The organism is Streptomyces sp. NPDC056361 (assembly GCF_042262805.1).
In the GTDB taxonomy this organism is placed as follows: domain Bacteria; phylum Actinomycetota; class Actinomycetes; order Streptomycetales; family Streptomycetaceae; genus Streptomyces.
Map to the genome: position 1 here is coordinate 82,149 of NZ_JBHJQI010000010.1, position 16,988 is coordinate 99,136.

Annotated in this window: 9 protein-coding genes; all 9 read right to left on the minus strand. The window is 71.7% G+C overall.

Features of this window, described 5'->3' with window-relative positions; genetic code table 11:
• Positions 1 to 17: 17 nt before the first annotated feature.
• A complete protein-coding gene (locus ACFCY7_RS05465) occupies positions 18 to 2,903 on the minus strand; it encodes an AAA family ATPase (protein ID WP_376481534.1) in 2,886 nt (961 codons plus the stop codon).
• A gap of 118 nt (positions 2,904 to 3,021) precedes the next feature.
• Entirely contained in the window at positions 3,022 to 5,172 is a 2,151-nt protein-coding gene (locus ACFCY7_RS05470; RefSeq protein ID WP_376481536.1) for a DUF5054 domain-containing protein, read from the minus strand.
• A gap of 35 nt (positions 5,173 to 5,207) precedes the next feature.
• Complete coding sequence (locus ACFCY7_RS05475) at positions 5,208 to 8,348, minus strand: alpha-mannosidase (RefSeq protein ID WP_376481538.1); 3,141 nt, start codon at positions 8,346 to 8,348, stop codon at positions 5,208 to 5,210.
• Between the two features lie 82 nt (positions 8,349 to 8,430).
• Complete coding sequence (locus ACFCY7_RS05480; protein WP_376481539.1) at positions 8,431 to 10,188, minus strand: beta-galactosidase; 1,758 nt, start codon at positions 10,186 to 10,188, stop codon at positions 8,431 to 8,433.
• 39 nt (positions 10,189 to 10,227) lie between these two features.
• Positions 10,228 to 12,195, minus strand: a complete 1,968-nt coding sequence (locus tag ACFCY7_RS05485; protein ID WP_376481540.1) for a glycoside hydrolase family 5 protein — start codon at positions 12,193 to 12,195, stop codon at positions 10,228 to 10,230.
• An 84-nt stretch (positions 12,196 to 12,279) separates the two neighbouring features.
• A complete protein-coding gene (locus tag ACFCY7_RS05490) occupies positions 12,280 to 13,125 on the minus strand; it encodes a carbohydrate ABC transporter permease (protein ID WP_376481542.1) in 846 nt (281 codons plus the stop codon).
• 5 nt (positions 13,126 to 13,130) lie between these two features.
• Positions 13,131 to 14,120 (minus strand): carbohydrate ABC transporter permease, encoded by a 990-nt coding sequence (locus tag ACFCY7_RS05495; protein WP_376481544.1) that lies wholly within the window; start codon positions 14,118 to 14,120, stop codon positions 13,131 to 13,133.
• Positions 14,120 to 15,391, minus strand: a complete 1,272-nt coding sequence (locus ACFCY7_RS05500; protein ID WP_376481545.1) for an ABC transporter substrate-binding protein — start codon at positions 15,389 to 15,391, stop codon at positions 14,120 to 14,122. Before ACFCY7_RS05500 ends, ACFCY7_RS05495 begins: the two co-directional genes overlap by 1 nt.
• Before the next feature lie 180 nt (positions 15,392 to 15,571).
• Positions 15,572 to 16,729, minus strand: coding sequence for an ROK family protein (locus ACFCY7_RS05505; RefSeq protein WP_376481547.1), 1,158 nt, complete (start codon positions 16,727 to 16,729; stop codon positions 15,572 to 15,574).
• Positions 16,730 to 16,988 lie beyond the last annotated feature (259 nt).

The window sequence follows — 16,988 nt, forward strand, 5'->3', positions numbered from 1 at the left end:
CGGAACCGGTCCCCGGATCAGTGGACCTGCCCGTGCCTGCGCAGCGCCTCGCCCACCGTCTTCCGCGTGGTGCCGAGCTTGCGCAGGACCCGGGCGACGTGCTGTTCGACGGTGCGGGTCGACAGGAAGAGCCCGGTGGCGATGTCCTGGTTGGTCGCTCCGCGCGACAGCAGCTCGGCGACCTGGAGCTCGCGAGGGGACAGCCGGTCACCGTACCCCCGGCGCCCCTGCGACGCCCGCTGCCCGAGACCGAGCTCGCGCAGGGCGTGCTGGCAGCGTGCGGCGTCGCCCGACGCGCCGAGCCGCGTGTAGGCGTCCAGCGCCTCGACGAGGTGCCGCGGCTCGCCGCCGGGCCGCGTACGCGTCTCGATGCGCCCCAGGCGCTCGGCGGCGCGGGCGGCCTCGTAGGGGCGGCCGATCTCCTGCCACGCACGACGGGCCCGCCCGAACCGCTCGGCTGCCTCGGCGGGCGCGCCGTGGCGCAGCAGCAGGCCGCGCGCGAGGTGGAGTTCGGCGTCCGCGGCGGGCGTGTCCCGTCCGCACAGTCCGCGTTCGGCGTCCTGCACGAGGTTCTCGGCGCCGCCGCGGTCGCCGGTGGCCAGAGCCGCCTCGACCGTGGCGGGGAGCAGCCCGGCACTCCTCGGCCAGGCCCGGGCCTCCCGCAGCAGCGCGACGGCGGGCGCGGCCGTGGCCGCGGCCTGCTCGGCGCTGCCCTGGGCGAGCCGGAGGTTGACGAGTCCGGTGGCCGCCCTGAGCGCCACGCTCACCTCGGAGTGGCCCTCCCCGTACGCCGCCGCGGTGGTGAAGTGCTCGCGCGCCAGGCTGCGCCGCCCCCGGGCCGCGGCCAGGCCTCCGAGGAGCAGGGCGCGTTCGACGCCGACCAGGGTGATGTCGGGGTATTCGTCGGCGAGGGCGGCGAGGCGCTCCTCCAGGCCGTCCCATCGGCCGCCCAGGAAGTCCAGGCTCAGCAGGGTGGCTTGTCCGTACACCCCCAGGTACGGGATGCCCGACGTGTCGGCCCGTTCCTGGTTTCCGGCGAGAAGCTGCCGGGCGCGCCTGTCGTGGCCGAGTTCCGCGGTCAGAGTGCCCGCGTTGTGCACGGCGCGGGCGGTCTGCCGGATGACCGCCCGGTCATCCGACTCCCAGGGCAGCCGTTCAAGGAGCGACCAGACCGCCGGGTCGCCCTCCCGCGCCATGAGGGTGATCCGGGTGGCCCGGACGGCAGCCCTTATGCCTTCGTTCCGGCTGCCGGCGACGGCGGCCTCGGCCCGGTCCATCCATTCCCCGGCCTGCTCGACCGCGCCGCCCCACTCGTTCGTGGCGAGCGCGATCATCGCCCTGGCCGCCCGCTCCGGACGGCTCTCCAGCTCGGCGGCGGCCCGCTCGATCTCGCCGAAGCCGGCGCGGTCCCCGGCCTGCGTGGCCATGAGCAGTCCGAGGCCGAGCCGGACCTCGCCCCGGCTGACCTCGGGAAGTTGCCGGTCGGACAGGATGCGGCGGAGCAGCGCCGCGTTCGCCGTGTGGTCCGCGCCGAAGGTCGCGATGCGGGCGAGGGCGAGCGCCGCCCGGGAGCGGAGGGCCTCGTCGGGGTGCTGTTGTTCGAGGATCTGCCGGAGCAGCGTGGCCGCCGTACCGGTGTCGCCGACGGAGACGGCCTGGTCGGCGGCTTCCTCGGTGCGGCGGAGCCATTCCTCCCGGTCGCCGAGGGCGAGCGTGTGATGGGCGACCTGCACCAGCGGCACGGGGCGCTGCGCCTGCAGTTCCTCGACCGCCTTCTGATGCAGCCGTCGGCGCCGGGGTCCGGGAACGTGCCGGTACGCGACCTGCTGGGCCAGTACGTGCCGGAAGGCGTAGCGGCCCGCATCCGCCTCGCGGAGGACCGAGGCCGCCAGCGCCTCGATGATGCCCGTGGCGCCTTCGTCCGGGTCGAGCCCGGCGACCCGGACGAGCAGCGGCTCGGAGGCCGGGACGGCCAGCACCGCGGCCGCGTGCACGACGGCCGCACCGGCGGGCGTCAGCGCGGCGAGCCGCTCGGTGACGGCCTCGCGCAGCCCGTGCGGCACGTCCGCCCGGCGCAGTCTCTCCACGGCGTCGTCGTCGGAGCTGCTCTGCCGGCCCTGTTCCACCAGCGTGATCAGGTCCTCCTCCGCGACCAGCGGCAGTCCTTCGCTGCGCTGGTAGAGGGCCCGGCCGATCGCCCGGGTGGCGTGGTGGCCGAGGGTCGCGGTGGCCAGTTCCCGGATGTCCTCCTCGGTGAGGGCGCCGAGGCGGACCGTGGCTCCGCCCACCCCCGGCGGGTGGCGGTAGGCGGCGCCGAGCACCGGGGTCCCCGCCGGCAGGTCCTCGGCACGGTAGGTGAGGACGAGCGAGAGCCGCTCGGGCAGGTCGCGGGCGAGGAGAAGCAGCAGATCCCGCGTGGCACCGTCCACCCAGTGAAGGTCCTCGACGACCAGGACGGCCGGTCCGAGCACGGCGAGGAAGGACCGCACCGCCTGGACCAGCCGGTGGCGCTCGGTGTGGGGGTCCTCGACCGGGTCGGGTGGGGGCGGCAGACGGTCGGCCAGGTCGGGGAGCAGCGGGGCGAGAGCGCCCGCCGTCGGGGGCACCCCCGCCGTGGGCAGCCAGTCGCCGGCCTCCCGCAGCGCGTCCACCACCGGGCCGTACGGGAACGGCTCGCGCAGCGGATGACACGAGCCGGTGAGCACCCGGCCGCCCTCCCCGGCCAGCACGCGCGCCGCCTCGTGCACGAGTCGGGACTTGCCGATCCCCGCCTCGCCCTCGACCAGGACGACCGCCGGAGGACGCCGGACCGCGGCCAGGAGGCGGTCGAGCTCACGCTGCCGCCCCACGAACGGGAAACCTCCGCCGTGCGCGGGGTGACCGCGGTCGAGGACGTTCGCCAAGGGAGTCAGCCTCCTGCGCTGTCATGGGGGGCCGGGTGCGGTCCAGGCCGGCCCCGTGGTCCTGGAGGGGCGGCCTGGCACCCCGGTGTCGATGCTGCGGCGGCCCCTGACCGTGGGGTCAGGAGGTGCGCTCCGCGAATTCGAGCAGGAATTCCGCGCGCTGATCCTCCTCGAACCACTGCCGGTAGTTGGTGCCCCACGCGTTGTTGTGCAGGCAGAAGGCGAACCCCTCGCCGGGGTCGCCGAACGTGTTGTCGTGGCTGAACAACCGCGGCCCGCCCACGGCCAGCACCGGAGTGTCCAGCGGCGTGATCCGCACCGAGCTCCGGGAGTCGGTGTACACGAGCTCATGCGCCGCGTGCAACGCCCGCCCGCCGTCGCGCACCACATCGAGCGGGTTCACCGGCACGCCCGACTTCCGCAGGCGCCATCGGGACGGTGTCGCCCCTATCGGCCGCAGGTGCAGCCAGGATGCCTCGGGGCCGTAGAACGCGTCCTTGTCGGACAGGAACGCGGTGACGCCCAGCCGCAGCACGTCCCCCCGCGACACCCGGTACTCCAGCGTGACGGTGCGGGGCGCCCCGAACTCCTCGGTGGCCCGCGCGGGCATGCCCGCCGTGACCTGGAGCACCGGGGAACCGTCGGCGTCGGTCCAGCTGTGTGCCGTCCGCACGGACGGCCGGAACACCTCGGTCACCCGCTCGGGGCGCACCAGTTCAAGACCCGGCTTGCCCATGTCGGGGAAGGCCCATTCCCCGTGGCGCTCCGGGTCCTGCACGTACTCGCGCATCCAGCGCTGCTCGTCGCCCGCGCCGTACGCGATGTAGGAGTACCCGCCCAGCTCGCCGTGGCCGCGCGGATCACCGGTGGTCGGCTGCGCCGCGAGGACCCGGCGCCCGGCGACCGTCAGGGCGACGAGCGCGCCGTGTGCGTCGATCTCCAGCTCCACGCCGTCGTGGACCGCGCTGCCGTACACCTCGGCGGCGTCGGCCGGCGGTGCGGCGGGCACCACCACGAGTTCGGCGTCCGCCTCGGCGCGCAGGTCGGCCGGGAGGACGTCCAGCGCGGTCCGCGTGTGCGCGCGCTTCTCCTCGAACGAGGCGAGGGTCGCGGCATAGCCGACCGGCCCGACCGCCCATGGGCGCAGAGGGGCCAGGCCGGCCGGAATGCTCTGGTCGAGGTCGATCTCGTCCCGCTCGCGGGCCGCCCGGAACTCGGGCTTGGTGTAGACCGTGTAGTCCGGCAGGTACCGCTTCACGTCGTAGCCACCCGTGTGCTCGGCGGCGACGGCGAGCGCCCGGTCCACCTCGCCGTGACGCTCCAGTCGGCCTTCGGCGAGCCAGCGGTCGCGCAGGCGCTGGAGCCGGGTCAGCCGGGAGGTGAGGATCGGGTCGGCCGCGCCGCCGTGGATCCAGGTGTCACCGATCTCCTGGTCCACCACCGGCAGGTGCTCGCGGGCGGCCCAGGCCGCCCGGCCGAAGGCGTCCATGGTCGACCCGCCGACCCGGGCGTCGGGGTACTGCTCGCGCAGCACCGACAGCAGGCGCTCCACGCTCTCCCGGGTGGGCGGACCGTGATTGTCGTTCGTGAACGCGAGGAACAGTGCCTCGTCCGATCCGGGCAGTCGGCGCACCCGCGCCGTCTCCGGGTCCGAGCCGTACACGGGGTCGTACGAGACCACGATCTCGTTGCCGTCCGGCGCACGCCACACGAAGTGGTCCGGCACGTCCGGCATGGGCGAGGCCGGGTTCCCCCCGATGTGGAGGTACCGCACTCCCGCTTCCGCCATGGGCGGCACGATGCCGATCGTGTGCCCCGGGACGTCGGTCATCTTGCCGGCGCACGTCTCGCGGCCGTACCGCGCGTCGAGCCGCTTCGCCACCTGGAGACCGTGCTCGATCGTGGCCCGGCTCATGAGCTCGGTCTGCCAGGTGAACGGCAGGGCGTGCCAGGCCACGACCCCGTCCCGGATGGCCGCGTCGAGACCGGCGCGCTGGGCCGCCGTACCGTGCTCCAGCGCGTGCGCGATCAGCCAGGATCCGGTGGTCCAGACGAATTCGCGCTTCCCGGTCGCGTCGAGCAGGTCACGTCCGAGCCGGATGGCCGCGGGGATGAACTCGTCCCGGTACCGGCTGAGGACGTTGACCGCGAGGTCGGTGAACCCCAGGTCGAGATGGGTCTTGTAGACCACGTGAACCCGGCTCGGCCCGGCGGCGGCGTCACGGGCCACGGGATCGGCGGCGTGGGGCATGCGGCTCTCTCGGAGCATGATGGTCCTTCATGGAGTTCGGTCCGGGGGTCGGGTCACCGGCTCCCGCGCGCCTCACCGGCCGCCGGAGCCCCGCTGCCACGCAGCCGGAGGGTCAGGATCTGGAACGGGCGCAGGGTCAGGGACACCTGTCCGGCGGCGGTCTCCCGGGCGGCGCCGGAGTCCTCCTCGGGGGCGAGCGGGCGTTCCAGCAGGTCGGTCACGGTGGCCGAGTCCAGCGGGAAGCCGGTCGTCAGCAGGGCCGTGGCCCGTCCTCCGTGCGCCTCGTAGAGGCGTACGACGAGGTCGCCGGAGCGGTCGTCGGCGAGCTTGACCGTGTCGATGACGACGGCGTCGTCGTCCGTGGCGACCAGGGGCGCGACCTCGGCCGGGGCGCCGGGCACGGAGCGCTCGGGCAGGTTGAAGCCGTACCCCTCGCGTACCGCGTCCGCGATGTCGGCGCCGATCACGAACCCGTACCGCAGGTGGTGCCGGCCCCGGTCGGCGTCCGGGTCGGGGTAGCGGGGGGCGCGGAGCAGCGAGAGGCGGACGGTGGTGGTCGTCCCGCCGTCGGCGCGGACGTCGCGGGTGACCTCGTGTCCGTAGGTCGAGTCGTTGACCAGGGCCGCGCCCCAGCCCCGTTCGCCGACGTGGAGGAAGCGGTGGGCGCAGAACTCGAACTTGGCCGCGTCCCAGCTGGTGTTGGTGTGGGTGGGGCGCTGGACGTGCCCGAAGGGGATCTCCGCGCTGGAGTGGTCGGCGCGGACGTCGAGCGGGAAGGCGGCCTTGAGGAGCTTCTCCCGCTCGTTCCAGTCGATCTCGGTGTCGATGTCCAGACGCCTGGATCCCTCGCGGAGGGAGAGGAACTGCTCGATGCGGGAGTCGCCGAAGGTCCGCACGATCCGCACGCCGTCGGACTCCGCGCGCACCGACTGGGCGTCGACGAGGTCGTGCACGGTGTTGCGGTAGAAGGCGTCGATGTCCCAGGCGTCGTACTGGTTGGGGAAGTCCTGGTGGAGCTGGAGGAGGTTGGCCGTCGTGCCGGGGGCCAGGGCCTCGCGGCCGGCCGTGAGGTCGTACGCCGAGGTCACCAGGCCCCGGTGGTCGACACGGACCCTGACGAGCCCGTTGTCGAGGACGTGCTCGCCGCCGTCGGCCGGCGCGGGCGCGACCGGCCGGGCCGAGGTGTCCGCGCACGGCGACGCGCCCAGGGCGGGGACGCCGTCCCGGGGGTACGGGGAGGCGTTGAAGACGACCTGCTCCTCCCCCTCACCCGCGAGCGCGCGCTGGGCCCCGGCGATGATCTCCTCAAGCTCGGCGGTCACGGCGGCGTAGGTCGCCTCGGCCTCGCGGTGCACCCAGCCGATGGAGGAGCCGGGCAGGATGTCGTGGAACTGGTGGAGCAGGACCGTCTTCCAGAGACTGTCCAACTCATCGTACGGATACGGGAATCCGGAGCGTACGGCCGCGGTCGACGCCCACAGCTCGGCCTCCCGGAGCAGGTGCTCGCCGCGCCGGTTGCCCTGCTTGGTGCGCAACTGGCTGGTGAGCGTGCCGCGGTGGAACTCCAGGTAGAGCTCGCCGACCCACACCGGGGCGTCGGGGTACTCCGCCTGCGCCCGCTCGAAGAAGTCGGACGGGCTCTCGATCGTGACCCTCGGCGAGCCCTCCAGGTCCTCCACGCGGGCCAGGCGGGCCAGCATCTCGCGGGTGGGGCCGCCGCCGCCGTCTCCGTACCCGAAGGGGAGCAGTGAGCTGTTGACGGCTTCCTTGTCCTGGAAGTTCCGTACGGCGTGGGCCAGTTCACCTCCGGTGATCTCGGCGTTGTAGGTGTCGACGGGCGGGAAGTGGGTGAAGATCCGGGTGCCGTCGACGCCCTCCCACCAGAAGGTGTGGTGCGGGAACTTGTTGGTGGTGTTCCAGGAGATCTTCTGGGTGAGGAACCAGCGCACACCGGCCAGTTTCATCAGCTGGGGCATGGCCGCGTTGTAGCCGAAGGTGTCGGGCAGCCACATCTCCTTCGTCTCGACGCCGAACTCGTCGAGGTAGAAGCGCTTGCCGTGGATCAGCTGCCGGGCGAGGGCCTCGCCGCCGATGATGTTGGTGTCGGGTTCCACCCAGAGGCTGCCGACGGGAAGGAACTGCCCGGTCTTCGCCTTCTCCTGGACGCGGCCGTAGACCTCGGGGCGCCGCTCCTTGAGCCAGGCGAGCTGCTGGGCCTGGGACATGGCGAAGCGGAAGTCGGGATGGTCGTCCATGAGGTGGGTGACGTTGGAGAGCGTCCGCGCGACCTTGCGTACGGTCTCGCGCAGCGGCCAGAGCCAGGCGGTGTCGATGTGGGCGTGCCCGACGGCGGACATGCGGTGGGCGCTGGGGGCGGCGGGGGCCGCGAGGGCGGGGCGGAGCACCTCACGGGCGGCGGCGGCGCTACCGGGCACGTCCTGGAGGTCGATGCCGTCGAGGGCGCGCTCGATGGTCCGCTGGAGCTGCCAGCGGCGCGGCTCGGACTCGGGGAGCTCGCGCATCAACTCGCCGAGGACACCGAGGTCCTGGGCGAGTTCCCAGACCTCGCGGTCGAAGACCGCCAGGTCGAAGCGGAGCAGCTGGTAGATCGGGGCGTCCACGTGAGGGCGGCCGATGTGGGGGTTGCCGACGTCGCGGCTGTCGGCGAAGGGGCTGCCGTGGTCGCCGGCGCCGCCGGTCAGCCAGGCGGGCCGGTCGCCGGTGTGGCTGGGCAGGTGGTCGTCGTTCAGGTTCGGGTTGGCGGCGGCTTCGACGTAGTACGTGAACTCCTCGCCGCCGACCGCCGGGTCGGCGACCGGGATGTAGGCGTTGCGGGGGTTGAGGGCCTTCACGACGGTGCCGTCGGCGCGGTAGACCAGGCCCTCGCTGGAGAAGCCCGCACCGGTGAAGTTGAAGCCGATGTCCACGACGGCCTCGACACGGCGGCCGGCCCACTCCTCCGGCACCCTGCCGCTGACCCGGAACCAGCTGGTGGTCCACGCTGGCCCCCAGCGGTGGCCCAGCGTCACCGGCTCGTACGGCGCGGCCAGGCCCTCGGCGACGGGGACGGGCTCGCCCGGGACGTTCCAGATCGCGATGTCGAGCGGGACGGTACGGGCGTGTACGGCGGGCCTGATCCGCTCGTCGAGGACACGGGCGAGCCGCTGCTCGGTGAGGCGTTGCTTGCTGTGCATGGACGTCTCCGGGATCGTACGGGAGTGATGTCAGGGTCCGGTGAACCGGCCCGTGGGGCCTGGTCCGGGGCCGAGTCGGGTCTCAGTCCTCGAGGGGGCCCAGGTCGGGTGTGCCGCGGAGCTCCACCGTCCGGGTGGTGGAGCCGTGCAGTTCGAGGACGGTGATCTCGTTCCGCCCCGCGCGCAGGACCGGGGCGGGGACGTAGAGCGTGGTCTGCGGGCCTCGGGACCAGTAGCGGCCGAGTGCGAAGTCGTTGATCCACGCCTGGCCCTTGGTCCAGCCGTCCAGGGCGATGAAGCCGTCGGCCGGGCTGGCGATGTCCACGTGTCCGCGGTGGAAGGCCGGTCCGACCGGGGGCGCGGACGTGTCGAGGGCCGTGTAGGTCGGCGCGCTCGGGTCTTCCATCGGCAGTGGACGGCTGTACCAGTCCACGAGGACCAGGCCGTTGGCGGTGACGGCACCGATCAGCCCCTTGCGGTCGTGCATCGCCCGCCCGTAGTTCACACGGCCCTGGTTCTCCACGAGCACGGCCAGGTGGGCGCCCCGCCGGGGGGCGAGGAAGCTGAGCGCGTGCTCGTGGTTCTCCCGTTCCAGGACGCCGACCGGCTGCCCGTCGACGAAGACCTGGGCCCGGTCGTGCACCTCCTCGACGCGGAGCACGGTGCGGCCGGCGTCCGGGAGGGTCGTCTCGTAGAGGACGAATCCGAAGGACTGGCCGAGCTGCTCCATGGCGACCGGGTGGTCGGCGTGCACCGCGGGGCCGCCGAGCAGGTCGATCTGGTCCAGGAGGCCGGCGCAGGTGGTGAGTTCGGCGACGGCCTCGGTGAGCTTGGGTGCGGGCGCGGGGACCGGTTCGTCGGGGACGGGGGCGTACCGGGCGATGACCTCGCGGAACGCCGTGTACTTGGGTCCGGGGTCGCCGGCCTCGTCCAGCGGGGCGTCGTAGTCGTAGGAGGTGACGGTGGGCCGGTAGGTCCCCTTGTCGTTGGCACCGTTGGTGAAGCCGAAGTTGGTGCCGCCGTGGAACATGTAGAGGTTGACCGAGGCGCCGGCCGCGAGCAGCCGGTCGAGGTCGGCTGCCGCGTCCTCCGCGCTGCGGGTGACATGGGTGCCGCCCCACCGGTCGAACCAGCCGATCCAGAACTCGGAGCACATCAGCGGGCCTTCGGGCTGCTGGGTGCGGAGTTCGGCGAGCCCGGCGTCCACGCGGCTGCCGAAGTTGACCGTGCGCAGGACGCCGTCGAGGCCGCCGCGCTTGAGGTCGGAGGGCTGGTCGCAGGTGAACAGCGGGACGTCCACGCCGTGCCGGTGGAGCAGTTCGGCCAGATCGGCGAGGTAGCCGGAGTCGTCGCCGTAGGCCCCGTACTCGTTCTCCAGCTGGACGGCGATGACGGGTCCCCCGCGGGTCGCGAGGTGGGGCCCCACGGCCGCCATGAGGGATGCGAGGTAGTGGTCCACCGCCTTCAGGTAGCGGGGATCGCGGCTGCGGAGTTCGATGTCCTCGTCCGTGAGCAGCCACGAGGGCAGGCCGCCGCCCTCCCATTCGGCGCAGATGTACGGGCCGGGCCGGAGCAGGACGTGCAGCCCTTCGGCGGCGGCGAGGTCGAGGAAGCGGGGGAGGTCGAGACCTCCGTCCAGCCGGAATTCACCGGGCCTGGGGGCGTGGAGGTTCCAGGGGACGTAGGTCTCGACCGTGTTCAGCCCCAGCAACCGCGCCTTGTGGAGCCGGTCGGCCCACTGCTCCGGGTGGACGCGGAAGTAGTGCAGTCCGCCGGAGATGATGCGGAACGGTCGGTCGTCGAGACGGAAGCCGTCTGCGGCGATCTCCAGTCGAGGCATGGCTGTGGTGCTCCTAGGTTGCGGTGCTTGAGGTGTGGGTCAGTTCAGCGGGCGGCAGAGCAGGGCGTCGGGGGCCCCGCCGTGCTGCCACCGCCAGGTGAAGGCGACACCGGCGAGGTACTCGTCGTCCCTGCACTGGCCCTTGTAGGCCCCGGGGGCCCAGTCGCTGGCGGTCGAGCCGCCGGAGGCGGGCCGGTTGTCGCCCTTGTCGAACCAGAGCAGCCGGTTCGTCATGGACAGCGACCTGGCGGACGGGGCACAGAGCAGGGCGACCATCGAGTTGCCGTTGACGCTGTAGCCGACGGCGAAGGTGTCCTTGGGGCATTCGAGCTTGTTGTAGCCGCTCGCCCAGTCGCCGTTCTTGACGTAGCGCTCGTCGGGGACGGTGATCGCGTCGCCCTCGGCCCTGGCGGGCCGGCCGGCGTCGGTGCACAGGCCGCGGTTGTTGCTGCGGGCGAGGCCGACGACACGCTGGCCGTCGGGGCAGACGCCCTTGCGGTTGCCGTGGCTCCACTCCGTCTTCCTGCCCAGGTAGAGGGAGAGCATCTGGTCGCCGTAGTCGAGGTTGAGCATGTTCCAGTGGTCGGCCTTGGCGACCTTGCCGGTCTTGCCGGTGGCGTTGACGAGCTTGTTCCAGGCGGTGGTGCGCCAGTCGCCGGGGTCGAGGACGCTCTGCCGCGTGCCGTCGTCGTCGTAGGAGATCAGCGCCCAGTTGTCGTTGATCTTGCCGTTGGTGGTCCAGCCGACCAGCGGCCACTGGGCGAAGTCGGTGTCGTTCTCCACCAGGATGTCGGTGAAGCGCGCGAACCAGTCCTTCTCCTTCTGGTCGGTCTGCCCGCGCCCGCCGGTACCGAACTCGCTGATCCAGACGGGAGCGGTGAAGTGCTGACCCTCCTCGGTGACGAACAGGGCCTGGTCGTCGACGACCTTGATCAGGTCTTCGGGCGAGAGGTCCCGGTAGCGCGGGTCGTTGGTCTCACCGTTCTGCCAGCCGCCGCTCGAACCGGTGTGGTGGGGGCCGGTGAAGCCGTAGAAGTGGGCCGAGTAGACCAGCTTGCCGGAGTGGATCAGGGTGTTGGACAGGTTGCGGACCGGGGTGAGCGTCGGCCGGCCGTGGGGGAACATCCCCTGCGGGATGCCCTGCCAGTTGATGCCCTCCATGATGATCAGCATGTCCGGGTCGGCTTCGAGGATCGCGTTGCCGGCCTGCTGGAAGGCTTCGTACAGGTCGTGGTCGTTGCCCCAGCCCCAGTTGGGGTCGTCGTTCCAGTCGCGGCGGACCTCGTTGCGCAGGTCAGCGCCGACGACCCGCTTGTTCGACTTGTAGCGGTTCACCAGGAACAGCCAGTTGTCGATCCACTCCTGGGTGGTCTGGCTGGTGTTCCAGCGCTCGTTGCCGTCCAGGGAGCAGCAGAAACGGTAGGTGGTGGTGTGGTTGTTGAGGATGACGGCGAAGCCGTCGGCGGTCAGCGCCTCGACCACCGCGTCGAAGACTTCGAGCGGGGTCTTGTCCGCCAGCTGCGGGTTGGCCGCGACGGCGTAGTTCGGCACCAGGGTCTCGTCGTCGATCATCGCGTCGGAGTAGGGCAGGCGGATGCTGTTGATGCCCAGCGCGTGGAAGTCCGCGAGGATCTCGGCCATCGGGACGCGGTCCAGGCCGAGCGGGATGTTGTTCGACATCTGGTCGGCCTGGTGGTTGGCCACGTCGCTTTCGCTGCCGCTGCCCTCATAGGTGCCCTGGGCGCCGGCCCAGTTGCTTGCCTTGAGCTTGAAGCGGTTGCCCTGCGCGTCGACGATGTACCGGCCCCGCGTGCTCAGCGGGCCGGTCCAGGACGCGGCCAGCTGCGGGCCGGTCAGCGCGACGGGGGCGTCGGTCACGGCGGCGGGTGCGAGGGCGGTCGCCGTGCCGGGGAGTGCGCCGACGAGCAGGGCGCCGGTGGCCAGCGCGGTGGTCAGGGCCCGTGTGACGGTGCGCGCGAGGCCGCCGCCGGGCGTACGTGATCTCATGGTGCAGTCCTCCAGGGTGGGGTGTGAAGGAGGTGCTCGCGTTCCGGACCGGCGGTCCGGAACCGGGGGAAACCGAAGGCGCCGTCAGCCCTTGAGGCCGGTGTGGGCGATGCCTTCGACGATGTGGCGCTGGGCGACCAGGAACATGACCACCAGAGGGGTGATGGTCACGACGGCGCCCGCGAACAGGCCGGGCAGGTTGACGGTCTGCGCCGTCAGGAAGGTGGACAGGGCGATCTGCGCCGTCCAGGCGGTCGGGTCCTGGCCGATGACCAGGGGCCACAGGAAGGCGTTCCAGCTGTCGATGAAGGCGAGTGCGCCGAGGGAGGCGAGCATGGCTCCGGACGACGGCAGGGCGATCCGGCGGTAGATGCCGAGCCACCCGAGGCCGTCGAGGCGGGCGGCTTCCTCGATCTCACGGGGGAACTGCAGGTAGAAGTTGCGGAACAGCAGGACCGCGAAGGGGTTGAAGAGTCCCGGGGCGATGATCCCCCACAGGGTGTTGATGCCACCGAGCGAGCCCACGACGACGAAGGTGGGCACGAAGGTCGCCGAGCCGGGGATCATGAGCGTGGCCAGGACGAGGCCGAGTACGACGCCGCGTCCGGGCACGGGGATGCGGGCGAGCGCGAATCCGGCGGCCGAGGCCAGCAGCGTCGACACCGGGGCCGTGATCGCGGCGATCAGCAGGGAATTGGCCAGGGCCTGGCCCATGTTCACCATGGGGTCGCTGAACAAGGAGGTGAAGTTCTCCCAGTGCATCGTCGAGGGCCACCAACTCCACTCAGGCGATGTCAGGGTCCGCGTGTCCATCAGCGCGTTGCGCAGCATGAGGTAGAAGGGGGCGAGGAACGCCACCATCAGGACTCCGGCCAGCAGGCCGCGCGCGGGGCGCCGCAGGGCACGCGCCCCGTCTCGTACGGTCGTCACCGGGCTCACTCCTCGCTCTTTCCGAAGCCCGTGATCCGTCCCTGGACCAGCGTCACTCCGACGATCAGGGCCGTGAGGACGAAGGCGCCGGCCGATCCGAGACCGTAGTTCTGGACGCCCATCGCGGTGTCGTAGAGGTACATCAGCGGGGTCTTCACCGGCGCGGTGCTCGTTCCGGAGAGGCCGCCGCCGAACAGGTTGTAGAACTCGTCGAACGCCTGGAAGGCCGCGATGAACAGCAGCATCAGGACGGCGACCGAGGTGTTGCGCAGCATCGGCAGGGTGATCCGGCGCAGCAGACGGAGCCCGGTGGCTCCGTCCAGGGCGGCGGCCTCGTAGAGCTCCTTCGGGATCGCCTGGAGTCCGGCGAGGAAGAGCACCATGTAGAAGCCGACCTGGAGCCACAGACGCAGGGTCACCAGGGCGATCCAGTACAACGGGGGCGAGCCGGCCTGGAGCCAGGGGGTCACCTCCATCCCGAACCAGCCGCCGATCATGTTGGCGATGCCCGCCGGCATGCCGCTGAACAGGGACATCTTCCACACCAGCGAGGCCGCGACGTACGAAACGGCGGCCGGGATCAGGAACGCGGTCCGCAGGACGGCCCGACCCCGGCGGATCCGGTGCACGAGGAGCGCGAGGCCGAGCGAGGCCGCGAACGTGATCGGCACGATGATCACGGTGAACAGCAGGATCTTGACCAGCGAGGTCCGGAACACGGCGTCTTCGAGCAGCTGCCGGTAGTTGTCGAACCCGACCCACTCGCCGAGCGCGATGGTGCCCTGGGCGTCGCTGAGGCTGAGCAGGAAGCTCCAGCCGATGGCGATGTACTTGAACAGGCCGAGGCCGATCAGCATCGGCGCCGTGAGCAGGGCGAACGCGCCCCAGGAGCGCCAGTCGGCCCGACGACCCCGGGTCCGGGCGGGGCCCCGCGGGATGTCCGCGGGGCGCCCGGCACTCTCGGAGCGTGGCACGGAGTGCGTGGTGGCGTTCATCAGGACAGCTGCTTGTCCACGGCGCCCTGAGCCTGCTTGGCCGCGTCGGCCAGCAGTGTGGCGGCGTCCCCCTGGCCGGTGACGATCTTCGAGACCGCGGCGCCGAACGGGGCGCCGGAGGCGGAGTCCCAGGTGTTCGGGTTGCTCCGGCCGTACTTCGCGGCCAGCTCGACGGCCTGCTTGGCGGTGCCCTTGCTCAGCTTGGTCGCCGTGGCGGCGACGGACGTGCGCGGCGGGACGTGGAAGCCGTAGCCCTCGGACCAGTCCTGCTGGAGGTCGGTCTTCTCGATCCAGAGCCACTTGACGAACTTCTTGGCCGCTTCCACGTTCTTGCCCTTGGCGTTGACGCAGCTCGTCCAGCCGCCGACCCGCAGGACCGGGGTGCCGCCGGCCTTGAACGCGGGCCACGGCAGGATGCCGAAGTCGTCGCCGAGCGCGCTCTCGATCGCGGGCATGGACCAGAGCCCGCCCCACTGCATCGGCACGACGCCCTGGACGAGGGCCGAAGGGTCCCACCAGTCGGTGGTGAAGCCGAGCAGCAGGGACTTGTCGTCGTGCAGGCGCTTGAGGCCCGTGATGGCCTCGACGCCCTGGGGCGAGGCGAAGGCGATCTTGCCGTCGGCGACCAGCTCGCCGCCGTTGGAGAACACCGAGAGGGCCGGGGTCTCGCCGATTCCGTCGTTGCCGACGAACAGGCCCTTGCTCTTCTTGGTGGTCAGCTCCTTGGCGGCGGCGACGAGCGCGTCGAAGGTGGTGGGCGGGGTGATGCCGGCCTTCGCGAGAGCGCTCTTGCGGTAGTAGAGCATCTGCACGTCGTCGATCATCTTGACGCCGTGGAGCTTCCCGTCGACGGTCACCAGGTCGCGGGCGCCCTGGTTGAAGTCGTCCTTGGCGCCGCCGTACTCCGTGTCCAGCGCGGCGACCTGGCCGCGCCGGGCGAGCCCCTGGGTGAAGTCGCCGTGTTCGAAGACGTCGGGCGCCGCGTCGGTGAGCAGCGAGGCGTTGAGCTTGGCCGTGTAGTCGCCGGGCACCCAGGTGACCTTGACCGCGATGTCCGGGTTCGCCTTGGTGAACTCGGTGGCGTAGCGGGTCAGGGCCTGCTGGGTGCCGGCCTCGCCGTAGGCGTGGGACCAGACGTTCAGGGTGGTCTTCGCCCCGGACGAGGAACCGCCGGTCGGGCTGGTGGTGCAGCCGATCGCCGTGCCGGCGACGAAGAGGAGGGATCCGCCGAGGAATCCTCTGCGGCTAAGCTGGGCTCTCTGTCCGTTCATGTCGCTTCCTTGCGTGGTGATGTGGGCGTGCGGGTTGTGTTGTCCGGCGGGGCCGGTGTCCGGCGTTCACGGCTGGCAGGCGGTGACGGACATCGGTCACGTCGGTGACGTGGGCCGGTGATCGGGGTCCCGGTCACACGGCGTCGATGGGGTGCCCCTTCGTCGCTGTCCGTGGCGCCCTCACGGGAAGAGCGCCTGGATGCTGACGACGGCCGCCGCTCGGGCCCATTCCTCCCAGGGAAGGGGCTGCAGGGTCAGCGGGCACTTCGCGGCCGCTTTGAAGCAGTGCGCGGCGTACGCCTCCCTGATGTGCACGCCGAAGAGGTCGTAGGTGTCGAGTCCCTCTCCGGTGACGACGACGCGTTCGGGCCCCAGGAGGCTCACGAGATTGGCGATGCCGACGCCGATGGCCTTGCCGGCCCGGGCGAAGGCCTCCCGCGCGGCGGGATCTCCGTCGCGGGCGAGGCGGACCGTGCCGTCGAAGTCGAGGTCGGTGCGGCCGGTGGCCCGGCGTACCGTGCCGAGGATGGCGTCGCTGGAGGCGATCGCCTCGACACAGCCGATCGAGCCGCAGTGACAGCGCGGCCCCGCCGGATCGACACTGATGTGGCCCATCTCGCCGGCCACACCGTAGGCCCCCTGGACCAGTTGGCCGTTGACGACGATCCCGGAGCCGATGCCCGCGCCGATCGTGACGAGCGCGAAGTACTCGGTCCCGATGCCGTCGCCGAACCAGTGCTCGGCGGCGGTCAGGGCCTTGACATCGTTGTCGATCACGACGTTCAGCCCCGTGGCACGGGCCACGGTCTCGGCCAGCGGCACGTCGCGCCAGCCGGGGAGCACCGAGTAGCGCACGCGCCCACCGGGACGGTCGACGTCACCGGAGACGGCGATGCCCACGTGCCTCGTACGGGACCGGAACTCGGGCTCCGAGTCGAGGAGTTCGTCGACGAGGTCGGCGATCAGGGCACACACGGCCGTCGGTCCACGGTCGACCAGCGGGCGGCTCGCATGGACGCGGGGCCGGGACCGCAGGTCGCACACCGTGCCGTACAGGGTGTCGGCACTGATCTTCACTCCGACGAAGAACTCCCGGTCGGGGGTGACGGACAGCGGGTTCACCGGGCGTCCGGCCCCTGGAGCGGTGCGCTCCGGTGGGAGTTCGTGCAGGTAGCCGTCGTCGATCAGAGGCCGGGCGGCCTTCGTCACCGCGGTCGACGACAGCCCGGTACGGCGGGCCAGTTCGACCCGGCTGAGCGGGCTCTCGGCCAACAGCCTGCTCAGGATGGCGATTTCGGCCGGAGCGGTGACCAACGGCCTTGTCTGGTTGGGAAACACGGCGGCAACGTACCGGCAAATAAATAAGTTCGTCCAGTATTGATTTTCGGCGGCCGGCGATCCTACTCTCGGGTCACTTACGTGCCGTCGGAGGCTCTACGAGGCTCTACGGCGACGGCTGCCTCTGCGCTGCTGCGGCGACGGCTGCCTCTGCGCTGCGCGCCGACCCTCACCTTCGCTCGACCTCTCCCTGGGACCACTCGTGCCTCGAACGTCCTCGAACGTCTCGTTCGACCGCGCCCTCGGGCTCGCGGTCCTC